The organism is Pseudomonas sp. JL27(2026) (assembly GCF_056933555.1).
On sequence record NZ_CM167794.1, the window covers coordinates 4,726,399 to 4,747,637 of the forward strand.

The 21,239-nt window shown below is 60.5% G+C and carries 15 protein-coding genes; 4 read left to right on the plus strand and 11 right to left on the minus strand.

The features are described from left to right. Positions 1–51 precede the first annotated feature (51 nt). From tadA to treP, 7 genes are all read right to left on the minus strand, one after another. On the minus strand, positions 52–549 hold the full coding sequence (gene tadA / locus AC1Z1G_RS21410) for a tRNA adenosine(34) deaminase TadA (RefSeq protein WP_483622361.1): 498 nt from the start codon (positions 547–549) through the stop codon (positions 52–54). Then, complete coding sequence (locus AC1Z1G_RS21415; protein ID WP_483622362.1) at positions 549–1,925, minus strand: multicopper oxidase family protein; 1,377 nt, start codon at positions 1,923–1,925, stop codon at positions 549–551. The genes tadA and AC1Z1G_RS21415 overlap by 1 nt, the downstream gene beginning before the upstream one ends. A gap of 316 nt (positions 1,926–2,241) precedes the next feature. Continuing rightward, positions 2,242–2,535, minus strand: coding sequence for a PTS sugar transporter subunit IIB (locus tag AC1Z1G_RS21420; RefSeq protein WP_483622363.1), 294 nt, complete (start codon positions 2,533–2,535; stop codon positions 2,242–2,244). Between the two features lie 2 nt (positions 2,536–2,537). After that, positions 2,538–5,075, minus strand: a complete 2,538-nt coding sequence (gene ptsP / locus AC1Z1G_RS21425; protein ID WP_483622364.1) for a phosphoenolpyruvate--protein phosphotransferase — start codon at positions 5,073–5,075, stop codon at positions 2,538–2,540. Positions 5,076–5,136: 61 nt separating this feature from the next. Beyond that, a complete protein-coding gene (locus AC1Z1G_RS21430) occupies positions 5,137–6,360 on the minus strand; it encodes a carbohydrate porin (RefSeq protein ID WP_483622365.1) in 1,224 nt (407 codons plus the stop codon). A 92-nt stretch (positions 6,361–6,452) separates the two neighbouring features. After that, entirely contained in the window at positions 6,453–8,099 is a 1,647-nt protein-coding gene (treC, locus tag AC1Z1G_RS21435) for an alpha,alpha-phosphotrehalase (RefSeq protein WP_483622366.1), read from the minus strand. A 118-nt stretch (positions 8,100–8,217) separates the two neighbouring features. Continuing rightward, positions 8,218–9,660, minus strand: a complete 1,443-nt coding sequence (gene treP, locus AC1Z1G_RS21440; protein WP_483622367.1) for a PTS system trehalose-specific EIIBC component — start codon at positions 9,658–9,660, stop codon at positions 8,218–8,220. Positions 9,661–9,888: 228 nt separating this feature from the next. On the opposite strand from treP, the gene treR reads away from it, so the two are divergent. Together treR and AC1Z1G_RS21450 are read left to right on the plus strand one after the other, a co-directional pair. Beyond that, positions 9,889–10,593: a trehalose operon repressor gene (gene treR / locus AC1Z1G_RS21445; protein WP_483622368.1), complete on the plus strand. Its 705-nt coding sequence runs from the start codon at positions 9,889–9,891 to the stop codon at positions 10,591–10,593. A 136-nt stretch (positions 10,594–10,729) separates the two neighbouring features. Beyond that, on the plus strand, positions 10,730–13,789 hold the full coding sequence (locus AC1Z1G_RS21450) for a membrane-targeted effector domain-containing toxin (protein WP_483622369.1): 3,060 nt from the start codon (positions 10,730–10,732) through the stop codon (positions 13,787–13,789). Positions 13,790–13,867: 78 nt separating this feature from the next. On the opposite strand, the gene guaA is transcribed toward AC1Z1G_RS21450, so the two are convergent. The 4 genes from guaA to AC1Z1G_RS21470 all read right to left on the minus strand — a co-directional run bounded on the left by guaA (position 13,868) and on the right by AC1Z1G_RS21470 (position 18,722). Beyond that, positions 13,868–15,445: a glutamine-hydrolyzing GMP synthase gene (gene guaA / locus AC1Z1G_RS21455; protein WP_483622370.1), complete on the minus strand. Its 1,578-nt coding sequence runs from the start codon at positions 15,443–15,445 to the stop codon at positions 13,868–13,870. A gap of 96 nt (positions 15,446–15,541) precedes the next feature. After that, entirely contained in the window at positions 15,542–17,011 is a 1,470-nt protein-coding gene (gene guaB, locus AC1Z1G_RS21460) for an IMP dehydrogenase (RefSeq protein WP_483622371.1), read from the minus strand. A 207-nt stretch (positions 17,012–17,218) separates the two neighbouring features. After that, positions 17,219–17,767: a sugar ABC transporter ATPase gene (locus AC1Z1G_RS21465; RefSeq protein ID WP_483622372.1), complete on the minus strand. Its 549-nt coding sequence runs from the start codon at positions 17,765–17,767 to the stop codon at positions 17,219–17,221. A gap of 187 nt (positions 17,768–17,954) precedes the next feature. Further along, on the minus strand, positions 17,955–18,722 hold the full coding sequence (locus AC1Z1G_RS21470; protein WP_483622373.1) for a sulfite exporter TauE/SafE family protein: 768 nt from the start codon (positions 18,720–18,722) through the stop codon (positions 17,955–17,957). Positions 18,723–18,822: 100 nt separating this feature from the next. Here AC1Z1G_RS21470 and AC1Z1G_RS21475 point away from each other — a divergent pair, with 100 nt between their 5' ends. Both AC1Z1G_RS21475 and xseA read left to right on the plus strand, forming a co-directional pair. After that, a complete protein-coding gene (locus tag AC1Z1G_RS21475) occupies positions 18,823–19,770 on the plus strand; it encodes a LysR family transcriptional regulator (protein ID WP_483622374.1) in 948 nt (315 codons plus the stop codon). Between the two features lie 89 nt (positions 19,771–19,859). Continuing rightward, positions 19,860–21,239, plus strand: coding sequence for an exodeoxyribonuclease VII large subunit (xseA, locus tag AC1Z1G_RS21480; protein ID WP_483627948.1), 1,380 nt, complete (start codon positions 19,860–19,862; stop codon positions 21,237–21,239).

Genomic DNA, 21,239 nt, shown 5'->3' on the forward strand with positions numbered 1-21,239 from the left:
GAATGTTAATCCGTATTCGCGAGCAAGCCCGCTCCCACATTGGTTCTGTGTTTATTCTGTTGGTTTGGCGCGTCGGGCCTTGAAAAACTCGCTCAGCACCGTGCCGCACTCTTCGGCCAACACCCCGCCTTCGACCAGCACCCGATGGTTGAGAAAGCCCTGGGTGAAGAACTGTCCCTGGCTCTGCACGATTCCGGCCTTGGGTTCCAGCGCGCCGTAAACCACCCGCGCAATCCGTGAATGCACGATCAACCCGGCGCACATGCTGCACGGTTCCAGCGTGACGTAGAGCGTGCTGCCCGGCAGGCGATAGTTGCTGGCCGCCTGCGCGGCGGCGCGGATCGCGACCATTTCGGCGTGGGCGCTGGGGTCGCTGCCGCTGATCGGGCAATTGAAGCCGCGCCCGATGATTTCCCCGTCCTGCACCAGCACCGCGCCCACCGGCACTTCACCGAGGGCCGCACCTTGTGCGGCCAGGGCCAGGGCTTCGCGCATGAAGTGCTGATCGCGGCTGCGGTCGATGATCTGCGCGGGGCGAATCTGACGCATCACGCCACCTCGATGGCGGCCATCAGGCCGGTTTCCATGTGGTCGATCACATGGCAGTGGAACATCCACACCCCCGGGTTATCCGCCACCAACGCCACTTGGGCGCGCTCGTTCTTGCCCAGCAGGTAGGTGTCGGTGAAGTACGGGGTGATCTTCTTGCGGTTCGAGGCGATGACTTTGAAGCTCATGCCGTGCAAGTGGATCGGGTGTTGATACTGGGTCATGTTCTTCAATTCGAAAATGTAGGTCTTGCCTTTCTTGAGCGTCGCAATCGGCCGGTCGGCGCAGGTCTTGTCGGTGATGTCCCAGGCCCGGCCGTTGATCTGCCAGAGGCTCGGCGGCTTGCCGTTGTCGACGTTCACCGACACCGAACCAACCCACTCGAAATTGAAGTTGAGTTTCTCGGCGTTGGCCATGTCCGGCTCGGAGATCGGGTTGGCCGGCAGGGCCGGTGGCCACTCGGTCGGCGCGTCGGTATTGGCCACCGAGCGGAACGTGCCCAGGCGCACCGGACCGTTGCGCAGGGACAACTCTTCGCCCGCCGCCGGTGCCTTGATCGCCAAACAGATGCGCATGCCGGGGCCCAGCCAGTATTCCTTGCCCATCGGGCGCGGCTCGATCGGGTTACCGTCCAGTGCGTAGATCTGCGCCTCAACGCCCGGAATGTTGATGCGATAGGTCAGGGTGTTATCGAGGTTCAGCAAGCGCACCCGGGTGATCTGCCCAGCCGGCAACTCGACCACCGCTTGCGACACCCCGTTAATGGTCGACAAGCGCCCGGCCGTACCGCCGCGAGCAGCTTCGCGAGGAACGCTGAACGCAACGAAGGCGCCCTCTTCATCGACATGCCAGCTCTTGAGGCTGAGGGTCTTCTCGTACTTGAAGCCGGTGGGCTCGTGCTCCTCGACAATCAGCGGCCCGACCAGCCCGCGACCGAGCTCTTCGCTGCTGTTCACATGGGGGTGATACCAGTAGCTGCCGGCGTCCGGCACGCGGAATTTGTAGTCGAAGTATTCGCCCGGCAGCACCGGGAGCTGGGAGACGTAAGGCACGCCGTCCATCTCCAGCGGCAGGCGGATGCCGTGCCAGTGAATGGTGGTCGCCACCGGCAGGTGATTGATGAAGCGCACCCGCAGCCACTCGCCCTGACGCACGCGCAGTTCGGTGCCCGGTGCCGACGGACCAAAGGCCCAGGCCTCGGTTTTGTGGCCCGGCACCAGTTCGACGTCCAGCGGTGCGGCGATCAGTTCGTAATCGTGCCCGGCCTGTTCGTCGGCCATTTTCCCCAGCCAGTAACGCGATGCGCCGCCGGCCCCCACGCCAACCACTACAAGACCGGTCAAACCACCGAGTATTTGTCGACGGGTAAAGGACATGGACTCAACTACCTCACGTATCAGCGGCGGACCTTCGCCCGCAAAAGGCGAATACGATACACCTGCGGTTGAGAAACAGTAAGGGCAACTCGGTGGATGGCGGGCCTTGCTTTTGGGTTGGCTTCAAAAACCACCCCTCACCCCAACCCTCTCCCCAGGAGGGAGAGGGGGAAGGGAGCAGATATCTTTCGTTCTTGAGCCTGAGTTCGACTCGAATTCGCAGGTCGCAGTAAACCTTCAGAAACCCACGGTCAGTCCCCTCTCCCCCTGGGGAGAGGGTTAGGGTGAGGGGCGGTTCTTGAGGCAAACGCCCAGCTCAAGCCACCGGCAATCCCACGATCAAATGCACCACCCCACCCGCCAACGCCATCACCCCCGGCACACCCGCTGCACGCAAGGCCGTCGCGTCCAGCAGCGCGGCATCCTTCAACTCCACCCGCACCCGCGTCAGGGCAACCCGCTGTTGCGACTTGAGGTTATTCGCCCCGCCCAGAGCGGCCACGATATTCACTGCCAAGTCCGAGACAGGATGAGCAACCACCTTCGGCTCATCCACCACCAGGTCCGGGGTCAGGGCCTTCCAGAACGCCCGCTGCATTTTTTCGAACATGCTCAGTTCTCCAGAACCAATGAAGTATCGACAGTGGCCGCGTGATACAGGCGCAGCGCCTCGCGCACCTGATCGGCGCTTTCCAGGCCCAGCACCTGTTGGGCGATGGCCTGGCAATCAATCAGGTCAACCTCGCGAACCACGGCTTTGATCGCCGGAATCAACGGCACGCTGACCGACAGTTCATCCACCCCTAGCCCCAACAACAGCGGCACCGCCAGGGTTTCCGAGGCCAGCGCGCCACACACCCCGACCCACTTGTCATGGGCATGCGCGGCTTTCACGGTGCTGGCGATCAGACGCAGCACCGAGGGGTGAAAACTGTCAGCCTGGCTGGCCAGTCGCGGGTGATCGCGGTCCATGGCCAGGGTGTATTGGGTCAGGTCGTTGGTGCCGATGGAGAAGAAGTCCACCTCGGGGGCAAACAGGTCGGCCATCAGCGCAGCGGCCGGGACTTCAATCATGATGCCCAGTTTCGGCAGTTCCGTGAGCCCGAGGGCCAGCGCCTCTTCTTCCAGCATCTGCCGCGCCAGACGCAGCTCCGACAACTGACTGACCATCGGCAACATGATGTGCAGGCGCGCCAGCGCGACGCTGCTCAAAATCGCCCGGAACTGCTCGCGCAACAACTGCGGGCGCTCCAGGCACAGGCGAATCCCGCGCATGCCCAGAAACGGATTGGTCTCGCTGTCCATCGGCACGTAAGCCAAGGGCTTGTCGCCGCCCACGTCCAGGGTGCGCACCACCAGATTGCGTTGCGGGCCGAGGGCTCGGGCGATGGCGCTGTAGGTCTGCGCTTGTTCGTCATGCGTCGGAGCGCTGTGGCGTTCCAGGTACAGGAACTCCGAACGTAGCAAGCCAACACCTTCGCCGCCCAGGCTCAGGGCCTGTTCGACTTCCGCCAGCGAGGCGACGTTGGCCGTGACCTCGACGTGATGGCCGTCGCGGGTGGTGGCCGCCAGTGCCGCGTCTTGCAGTTCACGCTGGTGACGCTGGCGTTGCTGTTGATGTCGGGTATGTAGCGCGTCGATGGCCGACGCCGCCGGGTTCAGGTGCAGCTCACCTTTGTCGGCATCGAGCAGCACCTGTGTGCCGTTGCTCAGCGTCAGTACCTCAAGGGGCAAGCCACACACCGCTGGCAAACCGAAGGCCCGGGCGAGGATCGCCACATGACTGGTCGCGCCGCCGCCCACCGTGGCAAAACCCACGACTTTTCGGGTATCCAGGCCTGCGGTCTGCGACGGAGTGAGTTGTTCGGCGATCAGGATCGCCTGCTCCGGCAGGTCCCAGGCGCTGTCCTGCACCCCGAGAATCAGTTTGAGCACTCGCTGGCCGACATCGGCAAGGTCAAGCGCCCGCTCGGCCAGCAACGTGCTGCCCAGGCTGTTGAACAACGCCGACGTCGCTTCGGTGGCGCCCCGCCAGGCGAATGCCGCGCTCTTGCCCTCGGCTATCGAGGCCAGGGCCTGCTCCAACAGACTCGGGTCTTGCAGCAACTCTTGATGGGCCTGGAAGATCCCCGCCTGCGCCTCGCCGACGGCGTTGTCACGCAAGGCCTGCAACGCCTGATCCGCCAGCTTCAAGGCCTGCGTCAAACGTGTGCGCTCAACCGCTTGATCCGAACCGGACTCCTCCACCTCGAACCGCTGCTGCGCCACCTGAACCACCCGGCCAAACGCCGAACCTGGCGAGGCACAGACACCGCGCAGCAGGTTGCTCAAAGACGCTGCAATCGCCGCAATCGGCTCGCTCTTCACCGGCGCCATCAGCGCTTCACCACACCCCGCCGCCAGCAGCTCGGCCAGGGTGTTGATCGCCCGTTCGGCATCCTCGCCCACGGCGCTGACCTGCACCGCATCGCCCTGCACCGTTTGCAACGCCATGATCGCCACCAGTGACTTGGCATTGGCGCTGGCCGTTTGTTTGTGCAGGTAAATACTCGCGGCAAAGCCCTTCGCCGCTTGCGCAAAAATCGCCGCCGGGCGCGCGTGCAGGCCATTGGGGTTGGGCAGGTTCACCGGTCTGGAGAACAACGCCTCACCCTCCTCCTGCGCCGCAACGGCTGAGCGCTCATCTGAAACATTGACCGCCAGCAAGGGCTGCCCGCTCGCCACCAGACCGCTGTCCGGCATCAACAGGCTGAACGGCTCGCCGCTGACCAGCAGCATCAAGGTCAGCAGGCTGCGTGCATGCACGGCCACGTAATCGGCATCGAACTCGATCAGCGGCTGCCCGGCCTCCACGCGTTGACCTTCCCCGACCAGCGCACTGAACCCCTTGCCCGCCAGGTTCACCGTGTCCAGGCCGATGTGCAGCAACACCTGCACGCCGTTGTCGTCAGTGATGCTGATGGCGTGCCCGGTGCGCTGAAGGTTGCTGACCACCCCGGCCAACGGCGCGCAGAGGGTCTGCGAGGTCGGATCGATGCACAGGCCATCGCCGATCACACGGCTGGCGAACACCGGGTCCGGCACCTGGTCGAGCGGCATCAGCAGCCCGGACAGCGGCGCCAGCAGTTGCAGTGGTTGGGTTGTGGTCATGACGTCACCTGCGGTTTTGTTCTTTGAAGTGCCGAAGGGGCGCGAGCCCCGACAGCATCGCTTATTTCCACCAGTACTCGACCTGCAATCCGACGTTCGCACCATGGCGCGCCGTACCGAAGGCACCTGTGTCGGATAACGCCGAGCCTGCCGCCAGTTCGTTGGCCGCCCGTTTGGCCGCCTCGTTCCAGCTCGCATAGGTGTAATACAGACGCACCTCGGGGCGTGCCCAAAAGTCCGGGCCCTTGGGTGACCAGGTCGGGGCGAAGGTGAATTTGCTCAGTTTGCGCGTACCGCCCGGCGCCTCGACCTGATCGTGGCCCAGCTCGGTGACCAGCTTGAACTGCTCGGTGATCGCGTACGCCGGGCGAATGCCTAAGGAAATCCAATTCTGGTCGTTGCCGTCCGGGCGAATATCCTTTTGATAGACCGCCTCGACCTGCCCGCCGAAACGCGGCGTCACCTGCCAGTCAAAGAACTCCACCAGACGATAGCTTTTGTTGCTGTCGTCCAGGCCCACGTTACCGGTGTAACCCAGGCCGGTGCCCGGGCCTTCGCCGTATTGCAGGGCCAGTTTGTTCTTGCCGCCGAGGAAGTTCTTCTGCACGTGCTGGGTGGTGATCGCCCAGCCTGCATGGGCGTTGCGCCGGTCCGGTTTGTCGAGGTAACTCAGGCCCAATTCCAGCTCACCGTCCGGGTTGGTCTTAAACCCCGCGACGTTGAAGTCGTGCCGGGTGACGTAGTCCTTCTGGTAGAGGTTGTCCTTGCGCGAAAAGGCGTAGCTGTATTTCAGGTCGCCAATCTTCACGTCCTCGATACCGCCGCCCGTGGCGCTCTGGTTCCAGTAGTAGAAGTCGGAAATATGGATGTCGTTACGCTTGTAGTAACGCCGGCCGGCCCACAGCGAGCCGCCATTGAGGCTCGGCATGTTCGACCACTGGGCGTACATCTGCGGCATGCGCACCGAGCCGTTGTCGCCCTGAAAGGTCAGGTTGCGGTCGTACTGGTTGTACAGCGATGCCATGCCGTCGACGCTGAGCACCGAACCGTCGTCGAGGGTGAACAGATCCTGGCGCAACTCCAGCTCTGCGTACTGCTCGCACTCGTTGCCCAAACGGTATTTGGACTGTGCGCCGGGCAACTGGAAGCACGATTGCGAGCTGCTGTTGACCGAAGTCCCGACGCCGCTGCGCAGGTAACCGGCAAACTCCAGCGCCTGGGCCGAAAACGGCAACACCAGGCATACACAGGACACCGCCAGGCTGCGATTGAGTAATGTCTTCAAGAACCACCCCATTATTTTTATTGTTTGCTGGGCAAAACCTGCGCGCAAAGCGCCCCCGCGCAGGGTTCTGCGAGTTGTGTGAATTGGTATTTTTATTCAGTCAGGTGCAACACGAACGACTCATAAGGCCGCAAGAACAACTGCGCGGACCGGCGCTCATGGTCGGCGTAGTTACTGATAACCAGCCGTTGCACCACTTGATCGCTGATGACCCCGTCAGGCAAACGAACTTCGCACGGCGCGCCGTAGAAGTTGTTCACCACCAGCAGCCGTTCGCCCTCGCCCTCGCGCAGGTAGGCCCAAACGTGAGAGTGGTCGGCCAGCAATTGGCGGTACACGCCGTCCTGAATCAACGGTTCGCTGCGGCGCAAGGCAATCAACTGGCGATAGTGGTGCAGCACCGAAGTCGTGTCGTCGAGCTGATTTTCGACGTTAATCAGCGTGGCGTTGGCCGGCACGCCGATCCACGGCTCGGTGCTGCTGAAACCTGCATTCGGTTGCGCGTTCCAGTGCATCGGGGTGCGACTGTTGTCGCGGGACTTCTGCATGATCGCGCTCATGCTCGACGCCTCGGACTCTCCGGCTTCGCGCTTGAGGCGGTAGATGTTCAGGGTCTCGACATCGCGGTACTGCTCGATGCGCTCGAAACCCGGATTGGTCATGCCCAGCTCTTCACCCTGGTAGATGAACGGCGTGCCCTGCAGAAAGTGCAGCGCGGTGCCGAGCATCTTCGCCGAGACCACCCGGTGCTCGCCGTCATCGCCAAACCGCGACACCACCCGTGGCTGGTCGTGGTTACACCAGAACAGCGCGTTCCAGCCGCCACCGGCCTGCATGCCGGTTTGCCAGTCGGAAAGGATGCGCTTGAGTTCGAGGAAGTCGAAATCGGCACGCACCCACTTTTGCATGTTCGGGTAATCGACCTTCAGGTGATGGAAATTGAAGGTCATCGACAGCTCTTTCGAGTCTGGCCGCGAGTAACGAATGCAGTGTTCAAGGCTGGTGGAGGACATCTCGCCGACGTTGATCAGGTCGTGACCGTCGAAAACTTCGCGGTGCATTTCCTGCAAGTATTCGTGCACGTTCGGGCCGTCGGTGTAGAAACGTCGGCCGTCGGTGTCGTCCTCGGGGAAGTCCGCCGGTTTGGAGATCAGGTTGATCACGTCCAGACGGAAACCGCCCACGCCCTTGTCACGCCAGAAGCACATCAGTTTGAAGACTTCGGCGCGCACCAACGGGTTGTCCCAGTTCAGGTCGGCCTGGGTGTGATCGAACAGGTGCAGGAAGTACTGGCCGGTTTGCGCTTCGTATTCCCAGGCCGAACCGCCGAACTTGGACTCCCAGTTGTTCGGCTGATCGCGCCAGATGTAGAAGTCGCGGTAAGGGTTATCGAGGCTCAAGCGCGCCTGCTGGAACCAGGTGTGTTCGATGGAGGTGTGGTTGACCACGATATCGAGCATCAGCTTGATCCCGCGCCTTGCCGCTTCGGCAATCAGCAACTCGCAGTCAGCCATGGTCCCGTAGCTTGGGTCGATGGCGTAGTAGTCGCTGATGTCGTAGCCGTTGTCGCGCTGCGGCGAGCGCAGGAACGGGGTGATCCACAGGCAATCGACCCCCAGCCATTGCAGGTAATCAAGCTTGGCCACCACCCCGAGCAGATCGCCCGTGGGATTGCCGGCATGGCTGTGAAAACTCTTCGGGTAGATCTGGTAGATCACCGAACGCTGCCAGTCTTGCATGGCGGATTCCTTCAGTAAGTTGATGCAGCGCCCGTTATGGCCTCTTCGCGAGCAAGCCCGCTCCCACATTGGAATGCGGTCAATCTGTGGGAGCGGGCTTGCTCGCGAAAGCGATCCATCAGGCAACGCGATACCCCGGCCGAACGATTTTCATGCTCAGGCCACAGGTCAAAACGAACGGCACGACCATGGCGATGATCATCCCGACAATGAACATCGGAATGAACTGCGGGATGATCGAAATGAAACCGGGCAACCCGCCAACGCCAATCGCCGAGGCCTGGACCTTGTTCAGCGACAGGAACATGCAGCCCAGCGCCGACCCCAGCAGGGCGGCATAGAACGGAAACTTGTAGCGCAGGTTGACGCCGAACATCGCAGGTTCAGTGATGCCGAAATAAGCGGAAATCGCCGAGGTCGAGGCCATGCTTTTATCCCGCGCATTGCGGCTCATGTAGAACACCCCGAGTGCCGCGCTGCCCTGCGCCAGGTTGGACATGACGATCATCGGCCAGATGAACGTGCCGCCCTGGGTGGAAATCAGTTGCAGGTCGACGGCGAGAAACATGTGGTGCATGCCGGTGATCACCAGCGGCGCATAGAGCAGGCCGAAAATCGCCCCGCCGACCATCGGCGCCAGGTCAAACAGGGTGACCACGCCTTCGGTGATCAGAATCCCCAGGTGCCGGGTCACCGGGCCGATCACGGCCAGCGCCAGCACGCCGGTGACAACGATGGTGGTGATCGGCACCACCAGCAGTTGAATGGCATTCGGCACCCGCGCCCGCAGCCATTTTTCGATAACGCTCATCACATAGGCCGCCAGCAGGATCGGCAGAATCTGCCCCTGATAACCGACTTTCTCGATCTTGAACCAGCCCAAAATATCGAAGTACGGCAGGCTCTGGCCGTCCAGCCCGGCCACCGCTTTGCCGTAGTTCCAGGCGTTGAGCAGATCGGGGTGAACCAGCATCAGGCCCAGCACGATGCCGAGGATTTCACTGCCGCCAAAGCGCTTGGCCGCCGACCAGCCCACCAGCGCCGGAAGGAACACGAACGAGGTGTTGGCCATCAGGTTGATCAGGCTCCAGACACCGTCCAGCGTCGGGTAAGCCTCAAGCAGGGTTTTGTCCGCGATGAACATGCCCTTGGCGCCGATCAGGTTGTTCACGCCCATCAGCAGGCCTGCGATGATCAGCGCTGGCAGAATCGGCATGAACACATCGGAGAACACCCGCACCAGGCGCTGCATGGCATTGGCTTTGTCGGCGCCCTTCTGTTTGACGTCGGCGATGGTCGAGGCCGCGAGGCCGGTCTGCTGGCGGAGTGCGGCGTAGACCTTCTCCACTTCGCCAGGGCCAATGACCACCTGAAACAAACCACCGGTGAAGAACGAGCCCTTGACCAGATCGATCTGGTTCAGCGTCGCGCTGTCGACCCGCTGCGGGTCTTTGAGGGCCAGGCGCAGACGCGTGACGCAATGCGCGGCCTGTTCAAGGTTGTCGACACCACCGAGGCTATGAAGCAGCTCGCTGGCGATAGTCGCGTAATCGTGGCTCATGCTTTTTCATCCACTGTGTTTTTTTGTTGTTGGCAGCATGCCGAAGCGAAAAGTACTCGTCTGTACGAGTTAAAGCAACAACTCGTACAGACGAGTTTGCTTTTGTTTATCCACGACCCGACCAGTGGCGGCATTCCTGACAGTCATGACGAACCCGCCGTCTGTGCAATAGACAAACCGGCACGCGTTCCCTAAGGTTCCTGCCTTGAGCACAACCCGGCCATTCCCATGAGTAAGTACAACCAGATCTACAGCGATCTGCTTGCCAGCATCAGCACCGAACGTCTGGAACGCGGCGCCCGCCTGCCTTCCGAAACCGAATTAATGGACAGCTACCAGGCCAGTCGCGGCACCGTACGCAAGGCCATCGAACTGCTTCAGGAACGCGGTTTTGCCCAGAAAGTCCATGGCAAGGGCACCTTCGTGCTGTCGCCCAACCCGATCGAATTCCAGCTCGGCGGCATCGTCAGCTTCCAGGAAACCTACCCTCGGCTGGGCAATGACGTCAGCACCGAAGTCGTCGAGTTCGAACAGATCCCGCTTCAGGGCGCCCTGCTGGAACACCTCAAGGCCGAAGAAGGCTGCCTGATCACGCGCATCAAACGCGTACGGCGCATCGACGGCAAACGGGTGATTCTGGACATCAACCACTTTGTCGCCGAGCTGATTCCGGGGCTGAATCGCGAGATCGCCGAACACTCGATCTACGCCTTCATCGAGCAGACCCTGCAATTGCAGATCAGCTACGCACAACGCACCATCGAAGCGGTGCCACGCAGCAAGGACGACCAGCAACACCTGGACCTCGACGGTCAGAGCCATGTGATCGTGGTCAGCAACCAGACCTTTCTGCAGGATGGCCGCCAGTTCGAGTACACCGAATCGCGGCATACCCTGGACAAGTTCTACTTTTCGGACATTGCACGGCGCTGAGCCTGACTCAAACACTTGCCATGTCCTGCTGCTTCTATCAGCAACTGACCAGCACCCGCTACACAGTGCCTTACAGATAGAACCGATGCCCCTTGAGATAGTGAGCGCCCCCAAGCGACCTCTCAAGGAGAGCATCATGGACGATACTCAAGACATACACCTGCCCAACGCCGCCGATGCGTTGGCGCTCAAGGCCCTGATCCCTGACCTGGCTGCCGATTGCCCCGATATGTACGCCATGGCGTACCAGGTCGCCAAAGACATACTCGTTCAGCACCAGATCACCGACATCGAGCCCGACAAGGTCTACTGGCACCGTTTTCGGGCCGCGCAAAGCAGCTCGAAGACGTTTACCGGCTGGCAGCACGTCTTTGAAAAACCCAGGGAGTCGATGACTTTCCCACAACTGGTCATGCAGCGTTTCAGTGTCCACGACCAGGACAACGCTGACCTGCTGGACGCTGACAGCGGCTTCTATCGCGTCGGTGCGGATGGCGAAAACTACGATGAAACCAACGAAGTCCGCCTGCATGCCAGGGATGCGCTGAAAGCCTTCTGGGACATCAACTTCAGCGACCGCTACACGACAGCCATCGCGACGTTCTGGGAAAAACACAGTGCCAACTTCCGCGCGCTGGCCAAGTGCACCTTTATCGCCAAAGCCATTGAAGACTATGAGAAGGGACACCTGAGCCGCGAACACTTCACCACGGTGCTCAGTGCCGCCGTCGGTAATGTGAGCAGGCCGCTTACCCGGCAAATGCTGCTGGACGAGGCGCCAACAGGCAGCGGCTTATCGATCCGCAAATTTTGCATTGATCAGTACGTGTCGACGGACATCCTCAGCATCACTGACGACAGTGACCTGAACATTCTCTACGTTCCGGGTGAACCCAGAGGGTTTCACTGCTTCACCAGCGTCGAGCAATTGCACAAATGGCTGGCCAATGAAGTCAAGAATGCCGAAGGCCGCGAGCGCATGCTCATGCACTTCAAACAGCAAGAGCGCGACATTCTTCAGGAAAGGCCCACTTCACTGGGGCACAAGCTTGCCAATTTCACCGGCATTGGCCTGATCGTCCACGCGTTCGAGGAAACGCCCATTGATGATGTCGGCCTCACCCATGCGTATGAGGTATTAGCCGGCGACGATGAAGCCGCGGGCCATCATTTACTCCATTACCGTGGCGAAAAAATTCATGGTGATGCATTCACCCATCTGAACCAGTCCACCCATGAGCGCATGCTCAGCGACGCCAACTTCCTGCTGCACTCCAACGGCGAGATCAGGAAAAAACTGTGGATCGGCTATCTCAATGCCTTCAACCACACCTTCGGACCGATGGCCGCCCTCGCATGGCCGGCAGCGCTGGTGGTCATCGGCGCCGGCATCGCCAATGTCGGGCTGCACATCGACCAGGCCATCAACGGCACGACCCCGATGGAACGCAAGGCGGCTGTCACCGCCGCCATCCTCGGCAGCGTGGATGTATTGTTCAATTTGCCATTTCTGCGAGGCGCGACCGAATTGGCAGAGGCGCTAGACGTTGAAGAGGCCCTCTCGACCGAGGAAGAACTGAACACAGAAGTTGAAACGGACACCGCGCCACCTCCTCTCATCGAGGCCCTTGCTCCTGAGCCGTCCGACGCTGAGATTCTGGCCCCTTTTGAAACCAACGAGATTCTCGATGGCTATTCTCCGGTCAGCAATGCAGGCAAGTTCCAGGGTATTTACCAACCTGAAACGGGGGGTAATTACATTGCCATCGACGACAGTTTTTTCCTGGTGCATTACAACAACGAATTGAAGCTCTGGAGCATCGTCGACCCGGTCAATCCTTACTCTTTTTACCGCAATGTACCGGTACGCCTGAACGAATCGGGTGAATGGGTGACGCTAAACCGTGCAGGGCTTACGGGTGGCGGCAGGTTTTCCGACCTGTTTACCAGGGCTGAACCGCCACTACCGGACTTCGATGCCCCGGCAACTGCCTACGATGTTTCGCCGGAGTTGAAGCCAGACCTCGAACGCGTGGCCAACGGCACAAGCATGAAATGGGATTTGAAGGACGGCTTCGTGAGCCAGACTGATCCTGACCATAGTCTGGGAGCCTTCAAGAGGCTGCGCCGGACACTGCACAACGACGCCGTCGCCTTTTATGCGCAGCTGCAACTGCCAGCCAGGCCGGCCATTCCCTCTTTCATCCCGAATGCAAAGTTCAAGGACATCATCAAAACCATTTTCAAGCGGTCACAGAGCCTGGTCATCGGTGAGAGTCACGCCAGCGTGGGCAGTAAACAGTTCTTGGTCGAAAACATGAGCGTGCTGCGCCAAAACAAGGTCAAGACCTTGTACATGGAGCATCTGCTGACGGACTTCCATCAAGCTGATCTGGACGTGTTCAACAGAACCGGTGTGATGTCCGAGAATCTTGAAAGCTATCTCAAGGACCTTGATGCAGGTTTTTCGACTGATCCCAGCGAACAGTTCACCTTTGAACAAGTGGTCAGGGCGGCGAAAACCAACCACATACGCGTTCAGGCCATCGACTCTCTTGCCAGTTACCGTAGTACTGGCATTGAGGGTGCAGATAGTCATTTTCGGCAAAAAATGATGAATTACTTCGCCCACCAAGTGATCAGCGCCGACCAGACAGCCAGAGGAGCACACCGCTGGGTCGCTTTAGTCGGCAACAGCCACGCCAACACCTATGCCGGCGTGGCGGGAGTCAGTGAGCTTGAAGGGGGCATCGGGTTGCGGATTGAAAGCGTGAGCCCGGATGAACTCGGCGGTATCGAAATCGACCCTGGGGTATCTGACGTGACGCGCCCGGGAACAGCAGCCGGTTTTGCCAGGAATGACTTGTTGCTGAAAATCAAGACGCCGCAGAGTGTGATCGTTGCACAGAAGCTGGAGGATGGCCTGCGCGATCCTGGCATGTACACCCTCAGCACCAGCACCGGTGAACCGTTGATGGTTCACCGCAGTAAAACCCTCTCCAATAGAGTCATCACCAGCAACGGCATCCTCACCCGTGGAACACTCGTCCGAACGCCCATAAAACGAGATGCTGGTGGGTACTACGTCGAACGGGATTCCTGGCAAATCAGCGGTCGACGTTTTCAAACCCCAGAGGGTTTGAGTTCAGCGCTGCACAGAATGGGCATGACCCCCGTCCGAATACCCGGCGTCTGAAACGCAAAAGGCCGTGTGAACAGTGTTCACACGGCCTTTTCAGTGTCCTGCGATCAAGCCATCAAGGCCTGCGCGGGATCACTCCCACTCAATGGTCGCTGGCGGCTTGCTCGACACGTCGTAGGTGACGCGGGAGATGCCTTCGATTTCATTGATGATGCGGCCGCTGACGGTTTCCAGCAGTTCGTAAGGCAGGTGTGCCCAACGCGCAGTCATGAAGTCGATGGTTTCTACCGCACGCAGGGCCACAACCCAGGCGTAACGACGGCCATCGCCAACCACGCCAACCGATTTCACTGGCTGGAACACCACGAATGCCTGGCTGACCTTGTGGTACCAGTCAGCCTTGCGCAGCTCTTCAATGAAGATGTGGTCGGCGCGACGCAGCAGGTCGGCGTATTCCTTCTTCACTTCACCCAGGATCCGCACGCCCAAGCCTGGGCCCGGGAACGGGTGACGGTAGACCATGTCGTACGGCAGGCCGAGTTCCAGGCCCAGACGACGGACTTCGTCCTTGAACAGCTCGCGCAGGGGTTCAACCAGCTTGAGGTTCATTTCTTCCGGCAGGCCACCCACGTTGTGGTGCGACTTGATCACATGAGCCTTGCCGCTTTTCGCGCCAGCCGACTCGATCACGTCCGGGTAGATGGTGCCCTGAGCCAGGTACTTGATGTTGTCCAGTTTGTTGGACTGGGCATCGAACACGTCAATGAACGTGCGGCCGATGATTTTGCGTTTTTTCTCAGGGTCCGACTCGCCGGCCAGGTTGTTCAGGAACTGGTCTTCAGCGTTGGCGCGGATCACCTTGACGCCCATGTTCTCGGCGAACATGGCCATCACTTGCTCGCCTTCGTGCAGACGCAGCAGGCCGTTGTCGACGAAGACGCAGGTCAGTTGGTCGCCAATGGCTTTGTGCAACAGCGCGGCAACCACCGAGGAGTCCACACCGCCGGACAAGCCGAGCAGGACGTTGTCGGTGCCGACCTGGGCGCGGATGTTGGCGATGGCGTCTTCAGCGATTTTCGACGGCGTCCACAGGGCTTCGCACTCGCAGATGTCGAGGATGAAGCGCGACAGGATGCGACCGCCCTGCTTGGTGTGGGTCACTTCCGGGTGGAACTGCACGCCGTAGTAACGGCGCTCGTCGCTGAACATACCCGCGATCGGGCAGCTCGGGGTGCTGGCCAGGACGTGGAAGTCTTCCGGCATCTTGGTGACCTTGTCACCGTGGCTCATCCACACGTCGAGGCCGAACAGGCCATCGGCGTCGATGTGGTCTTCGATGCCGTCAAGCAGACGGCTCTTGCCGACCACGTCAACGCGGGCATAACCGAACTCACGCAGCTCGGAACCTTCAACCTTGCCGCCCAGTTGCTCGGCCATGGTCTGCATGCCGTAGCAAATACCGAAAACCGGTACGCCCAGGTCAAACACCGCTTGCGGGCAGCGCGGGCTGTTGGCTTCGTGGACGGACTCGGGGCCACCGGCGAGGATGACGCCTTTGGGAGCGAATTCGCGAATCGCTTCTTCATCCATGTCGAACGGGTGCAGTTCGCAATACACGCCGATTTCACGCACGCGGCGGGCGATCAGTTGGGTGTACTGGGAACCGAAGTCGAGGATCAGGATGCGGTGAGCGTGAATGTCGAGGGCCATGATTCAGTCTCGTCTAAGTAATTCGTAAACAGTCGTAATTCAGAAACAACTCGGGGCTGAAAACAGCCCCGGTTACTTAACGTTTTGCTCGAAGCATCAACCTACGCGGTAGTTTGGCGCTTCTTTGGTGATCTGCACGTCGTGAACATGAGATTCCGCCATGCCGGCGCCGGTGATGCGCACGAACTCTGGCTTGGTACGCATTTCTTCGATGTTGGCGCTACCGGTGTAGCCCATGGAAGAACGCAGGCCACCCATCAGTTGATGGATGATGGCGCTCAGGGTGCCCTTGTACGGAACACGCCCTTCGATACCTTCCGGAACCAGCTTCTCGGCGCCTGCCGAAGAGTCCTGGAAGTAACGGTCGGAGGAGCCTTGCGCCTGGGACATGGCGCCCAGCGAACCCATGCCGCGGTAAGCCTTGTACGAACGGCCCTGGAACAGTTCGATCTCGCCCGGTGCTTCTTCAGTACCGGCGAACATCGAGCCCATCATCACGCAGGATGCGCCCGCAACGATGGCCTTGGACAGGTCACCGGAGAAACGAATGCCGCCGTCGGCGATCAACGGTACGCCCGTGCCTTCAAGGGCAGCGGCTACGTTGGCGATGGCGCTGATTTGCGGCACGCCGACACCGGCAACGATACGGGTGGTGCAGATCGAGCCAGGGCCGATACCGACCTTGACCGCGTCCGCGCCCGCTTCGGCCAGGGCCTTGGCGGCTGCGCCAGTGGCAATGTTGCCGCCGATCACTTGTACTTCAGGGAAATTCTGCTTGACCCAGCGAACGCGGTCGATCACGCCTTTGGAGTGACCGTGAGCGGTGTCGACCACCACCACGTCAACGCCGGCAGCCACCAGGGCTGCAACGCGATCGCCGGTGTCTTTACCGGTACCGACCGCAGCGCCGACACGCAGACGACCTTGGTCGTCCTTGCTGGCCAGTGGGTAGGCTTTGGCTTTTTCGATGTCGTTGACAGTCATCATGCCTTTGAGGGCAAATTTGTCGTCGACGATCAGCACGCGTTCAATGCGGTGTTTGTGCAACAGCTCACGAACATCGTTCTTGTCGGCGCCTTCCTTGACCGTGACCAGACGCTCTTTAGGCGTCATCACTTCACGAACGGTGGCTTCCAGACGGTTTTCGAAACGCACGTCACGGGAAGTGACGATGCCGACCAGGTCGCCATCGTGCAGCACCGGAACACCGGAGATGTTGTGCAGGCGAGTCAGTTCGAACAGTTCACGCACCGTGGCTTCAGCCTCGATGGTGATCGGGTCCTTGACCACGCCGGCCTCGTACCGCTTGACCTTGCGCACTTCGGCAGATTGCTGCTCGATGGTCATGTTCTTGTGGATGATACCGATACCGCCTTCCTGAGCCATGGCAATGGCCAGACGGGCTTCAGTGACGGTGTCCATGGCGGCAGAAACCAGTGGAATATTCAGCTCGATGCCACGGGTAAGGCGGGTTTTGAGACTGACTTCGTTAGGAAGTACCTCGGAATAACCAGGCACTAAAAGAATGTCGTCGAAGGTCAGAGCTTCTTGGCTGATACGCAGCATCGCGGGGGCTCCCGAGCGGGAAAATGGAAGCGCGCCATTATACTCAGACACCCCCGAAGGCGAAAGGTAAAAGTCTGTCTATTATCAGCGCAGTGATCGACGGAGCATTTCACGCCCCAATCCCGTAGGAGCAAAGCTTGCTCGCGATGGCATCACTGCCCAGCATCAGGTCGACCGAGTTGCCCGCATCGCGAGCAAGCTTTGCTCCTACAGTTCTACCTTGACCCAGCTCACTGGCAGGTCCAGCCATTCGGCGAACTCGTCGATAAAGCTCTGCTTGAACCCGGCCTCAAGCCAGTTATTGAAAATAAACCCCAGGTTGGAAAAACCGCATTCCTGCAAGAACAGAAAACCGTTGATGTCGTCTTCATGCCCGCATTCGGGGCAAGTGAAGTTATCGGTGCGCCCCGGCATCCAGTCTTCCAGGCTTTCAAACAGCGCTTCGCCGATTTCCTTGCGACACTCGGCGCAGCCAGCTTCTTCGAGAAAGCCCCTGGACGGCGTATAGATGCAGCGTTTGGTGATGATCTCCAGCCCGTTGATCGGCTGACCGAATGGCAGCGCATCGGGGTGCAGCACCACCGCCCGCGCACCGGGCGCGATGGCGTGGGCCATGCGATTGCCGGTACGCCCGCACGTGGTCAGCTCTTCTTCAATGATGTTCTTGCGCACCAGCCACCGCACAACCGCCCGCGCCCGGGGCTCATGCACCGGCAGAGTAGAGATTTTCGGGACAATAATGCTTTGCGAATTCATGGGTGCAGCCTACTGCGTCAAATGGATGTTCTGCGGCGTACCGGATGGCGCCTTCGCGAGCAAGCCCGCTCCCACACTTGATCACCTGTGGCCCCATAATTGTGGACCACCAGAGATCACCTGTGGGAGCGGGCTTGCTCGCGAAGGCGATAGAGCGGCCGGCAGCTTAATCCCTGACACACACAGGTCAAGTACTCAAATAACGACTGATCAGGGCAATGCCACTGGCCAGCACCAGCCAAGTCACCAGCCGTACAAAGGCCTCGCGGGACAACCGCATCGTCAAGCGACGACCGATCCACAGCCCCAGCGCCATGGCCGGCAACAAACACGCCGCCAATACCAATAAGGGTAGCTCGCCGTAGACACCCGCAATGACGAACAGGCTCAAGCGCACCACCGTGCTGCAACTGATCAGCGCACTTTGGGTTGCCCGCGCCGCGTCTTTGGGCAAGCGACTGTTCAGGTAGATCGCATACAAAAAGCCTCCGCTGCCGAACAACGCCCCGAACATGCCTCCCACCGTGCCCATCGGCACCGCCCAACCCGCTGCCAATTGAGCCGGCCGGGCTTTCACCCCCAGGCTGTAAATCGCATAAGCGCTGATAAACAGCCCCATCAACAACAGCAACAGGTCGGACTTGAGGTTCAACAAAAAGATCACCCCCAACGTGCAACCGACCGCCATGCACGGCAGCAGCCGCAGCAGCTCGGGCCTGGCCACGTCCCGCCGCGAGGGCAGCAGGTTGCCGAACGCCGCGACAAAATCCAGCAACACCAGCAGTGGCACGATCTTCGACAGCGGCATGAACAGAATCAGGATCGGCCCCGCCACCAGCGCCGTGCCGAAACCGGCAATGCCAAATACGATGTAGGCCAGGACAATGCCTGCGCCGATCACCAGCCAGTCCACAGTGCCAAACGGCCATTGCTGCAACAGTGCGACAACACTCATCGGTCAACTTCCTGAGTTCATGTGAGATGACTTTAGCCAGCCGCGAGCCTTGCGACTAATATCATCAAAGCCGCTAATCCATCTCAAAAAGGCATGACTTGTGATCTCAACCCGCCAACTGCGCTACTTCGTCGAAATTGCAGAGACCGGCAGTTTCAGCGCTGCCGCCGAACGACTGTTTATCGCGCAGTCCGCCCTGAGCCGGCAGATCAAGGACATGGAAAACCGCCTGCAAACACCACTGTTCGAACGCACTGCGCGCCAGCCCCGACTGACAGCTGCCGGCGAAGCCTTTTACCCTCGGGCCAGAAACCTGCTGAACGAATTGACCAAGGCCAGCGAAATGGCGACCCAAGTGGGCAATGGCCAATTGGGCACCTTGCGCTTGAGCCATTCCAGCACCGTTCCCATGAGCGGCCGGTTGCTCAGCGCCATCAGTGGCTACCTCGATCACTGCCCCGGCGTCTCGATGGACATCGCCAAACGCTCGTCCGAAGCACAACTTGAAGCCCTGGCCGAAGGGCGTGTGGATGTCGGGCTGCTGCGCTTGCCAGTGCTGCGCCAGCGCGAAGGGGTGCAAATTCTTCCTCTGTATAGCGAGCGATTACTGCTGGCCGTCCCCCCGAAGCATCGGCTGGCTGTGGATAAGCCCACTCAAGGCATCGATCTGGCGCAATTAAAGGATGAAGCGTTTATCTCCATTCCCCATCCGCAACGCGGTGGGCTGAGTTATCTGTCCGCCGAGCTGTGCATGCGCCAAGGCTTCTTTCCCAAGGCCGCCCGGGTGGTGTCGCGTAAAACCACACAACTGCAATTGATCCAGGCCGGCTTCGGTATCGCCCTGCTGCCGGAATCGATGCAGGACATCGCACCGCCCGACATCCACTTCCTGCCCCTGGCGGGCACTGATTGCCACAGCACCGTAGCCCTCGCTTACCCGCAAAATCCCTCGGCGCTGGTCCAGCAATTCATCAATACCTTTACAGGTCCCTGTGGGAGCGGGCTTGCTCGCGAAGGCGGTGGGTCATTCAACAATGATGGCGACTGACACGACCTCTTCGCGAGCAAGCCCGCTCCCACCGGGGATTTGTGTTGAGTCATGGAGATTGATGGACGAATGCCTTTATCATGCGCCCCATGATTAAAGATCCCTTTGCAAGACTCGGCCTGGACCGCGAAGTCCTCACGGTCAGCCAGCTCAACGGCCGCGCGCGGGTGTTGCTTGAAGACGTGTTCAGCAACATCTGGGTCGAAGGCGAAATCTCCAACCTCGCCCGACCGGCGTCCGGCCACGTCTATTTCACCCTCAAGGACAGCGGCGCCCAGGTGCGTTGCGCCCTGTTCCGCCAGAATGCGGCGCGGGTCCGCCAGGCGTTGAAAGACGGTCTGGCGGTCAAGGTGCGCGGCAAGGTCTCGCTGTTCGAAGGCCGTGGCGATTACCAACTGATTCTCGATACCGTGGAGCCGGCCGGTGACGGCGCACTGCGCCTGGCCTTCGATGCCCTGAAAGAAAAACTCAGCGCCGAAGGCCTGTTCAGCGCCGAGCGAAAAGTACCGCTGCCAGCTCACCCGCGACGCATCGGCATCATCAGTTCGCCGACCGGCGCGGTGATTCGCGACATCATCAGCGTTTTCCGCCGCCGCGCCCCACAAGTGGAACTGACACTGATCCCCACCGCCGTGCAGGGCCGCGAGGCCACCGCGCAAATTGTTCGTGCCCTGAAGCTGGCCGATGCGCGCGGTTTTGACGCGCTGATCCTGGCCCGTGGCGGCGGTTCGCTGGAAGACCTCTGGTGCTTCAACGAAGAAGCCGTGGCCCGCGCCGTGGACGCCTGCGTCACGCCTATCGTGAGTGCCGTCGGTCATGAAACCGATGTCTCGATCAGTGACTTCGTCGCCGATGTCCGGGCCCCGACGCCCTCCGCCGCCGCCGAACTGCTGGCCCCGGACGCAAGCGACTTGGTGCGCCGGGTCGAAAGCCTGCATCGGCGTCTGGTCATGCGCATTCGCGACCGCTTGATGCGCGATCGTCTGCGCCTGGAGGGCCTGTCACGCCGCTTGCGTCATCCCGGCGAACGCCTGCGTCAGCAAGCGCAACGCCTCGACGACCTGGACATGCGCATGCGTCGGGCATTCGAACGCAGCCTGGCAGTACGCCGTGAGCGCTTGATTCGCCTGGAAACCCGGCTTGCCGGGCAACATCCGGGACGCCAACTGGCGATGCTCCGCCAGCGCCTCGACAGCCTCGCCGAGCGCCTGCCCCGCGCGATGCGCGAAGGCCTGAAGGCCCGGCGCCTGCAACTGCAAAGCCAGATGCAAACCCTGCACGTGGTCAGCCCGCTGGCGACATTGGGCCGGGGCTACAGCATTTTGCTGGACGAACGCGGCAACGCGATCCGCAGCGCCCAACAAACCCAAAATGGCCAACGCCTGAAAGCCAGACTCGGCGACGGCGAATTGCAGGTGCGGGTCGAAGACAACCATCTGACGCCTGTCACCCTCTCTTTACTGGATTGA

Coding starts and splice junctions, on each gene's coding strand:
- tadA (WP_483622361.1), bottom strand. CDS start 549: ATGCGTCAGATTCGCCCCGCGCAGATCATCGACCGCAGCCGCGATCAG.
- AC1Z1G_RS21415 (WP_483622362.1), bottom strand. CDS start 1,925: ATGTCCTTTACCCGTCGACAAATACTCGGTGGTTTGACCGGTCTTGTA.
- AC1Z1G_RS21420 (WP_483622363.1), bottom strand. CDS start 2,535: ATGTTCGAAAAAATGCAGCGGGCGTTCTGGAAGGCCCTGACCCCGGAC.
- ptsP (WP_483622364.1), bottom strand. CDS start 5,075: ATGACCACAACCCAACCACTGCAACTGCTGGCGCCGCTGTCCGGGCTG.
- treC (WP_483622366.1), bottom strand. CDS start 8,099: ATGCAAGACTGGCAGCGTTCGGTGATCTACCAGATCTACCCGAAGAGT.
- treP (WP_483622367.1), bottom strand. CDS start 9,660: ATGAGCCACGATTACGCGACTATCGCCAGCGAGCTGCTTCATAGCCTC.
- treR (WP_483622368.1), top strand. CDS start 9,889: ATGAGTAAGTACAACCAGATCTACAGCGATCTGCTTGCCAGCATCAGC.
- AC1Z1G_RS21450 (WP_483622369.1), top strand. CDS start 10,730: ATGGACGATACTCAAGACATACACCTGCCCAACGCCGCCGATGCGTTG.
- guaA (WP_483622370.1), bottom strand. CDS start 15,445: ATGGCCCTCGACATTCACGCTCACCGCATCCTGATCCTCGACTTCGGT.
- guaB (WP_483622371.1), bottom strand. CDS start 17,011: ATGCTGCGTATCAGCCAAGAAGCTCTGACCTTCGACGACATTCTTTTA.
- AC1Z1G_RS21465 (WP_483622372.1), bottom strand. CDS start 17,767: ATGAATTCGCAAAGCATTATTGTCCCGAAAATCTCTACTCTGCCGGTG.
- AC1Z1G_RS21470 (WP_483622373.1), bottom strand. CDS start 18,722: ATGAGTGTTGTCGCACTGTTGCAGCAATGGCCGTTTGGCACTGTGGAC.
- xseA (WP_483627948.1), top strand. CDS start 19,860: ATGATTAAAGATCCCTTTGCAAGACTCGGCCTGGACCGCGAAGTCCTC.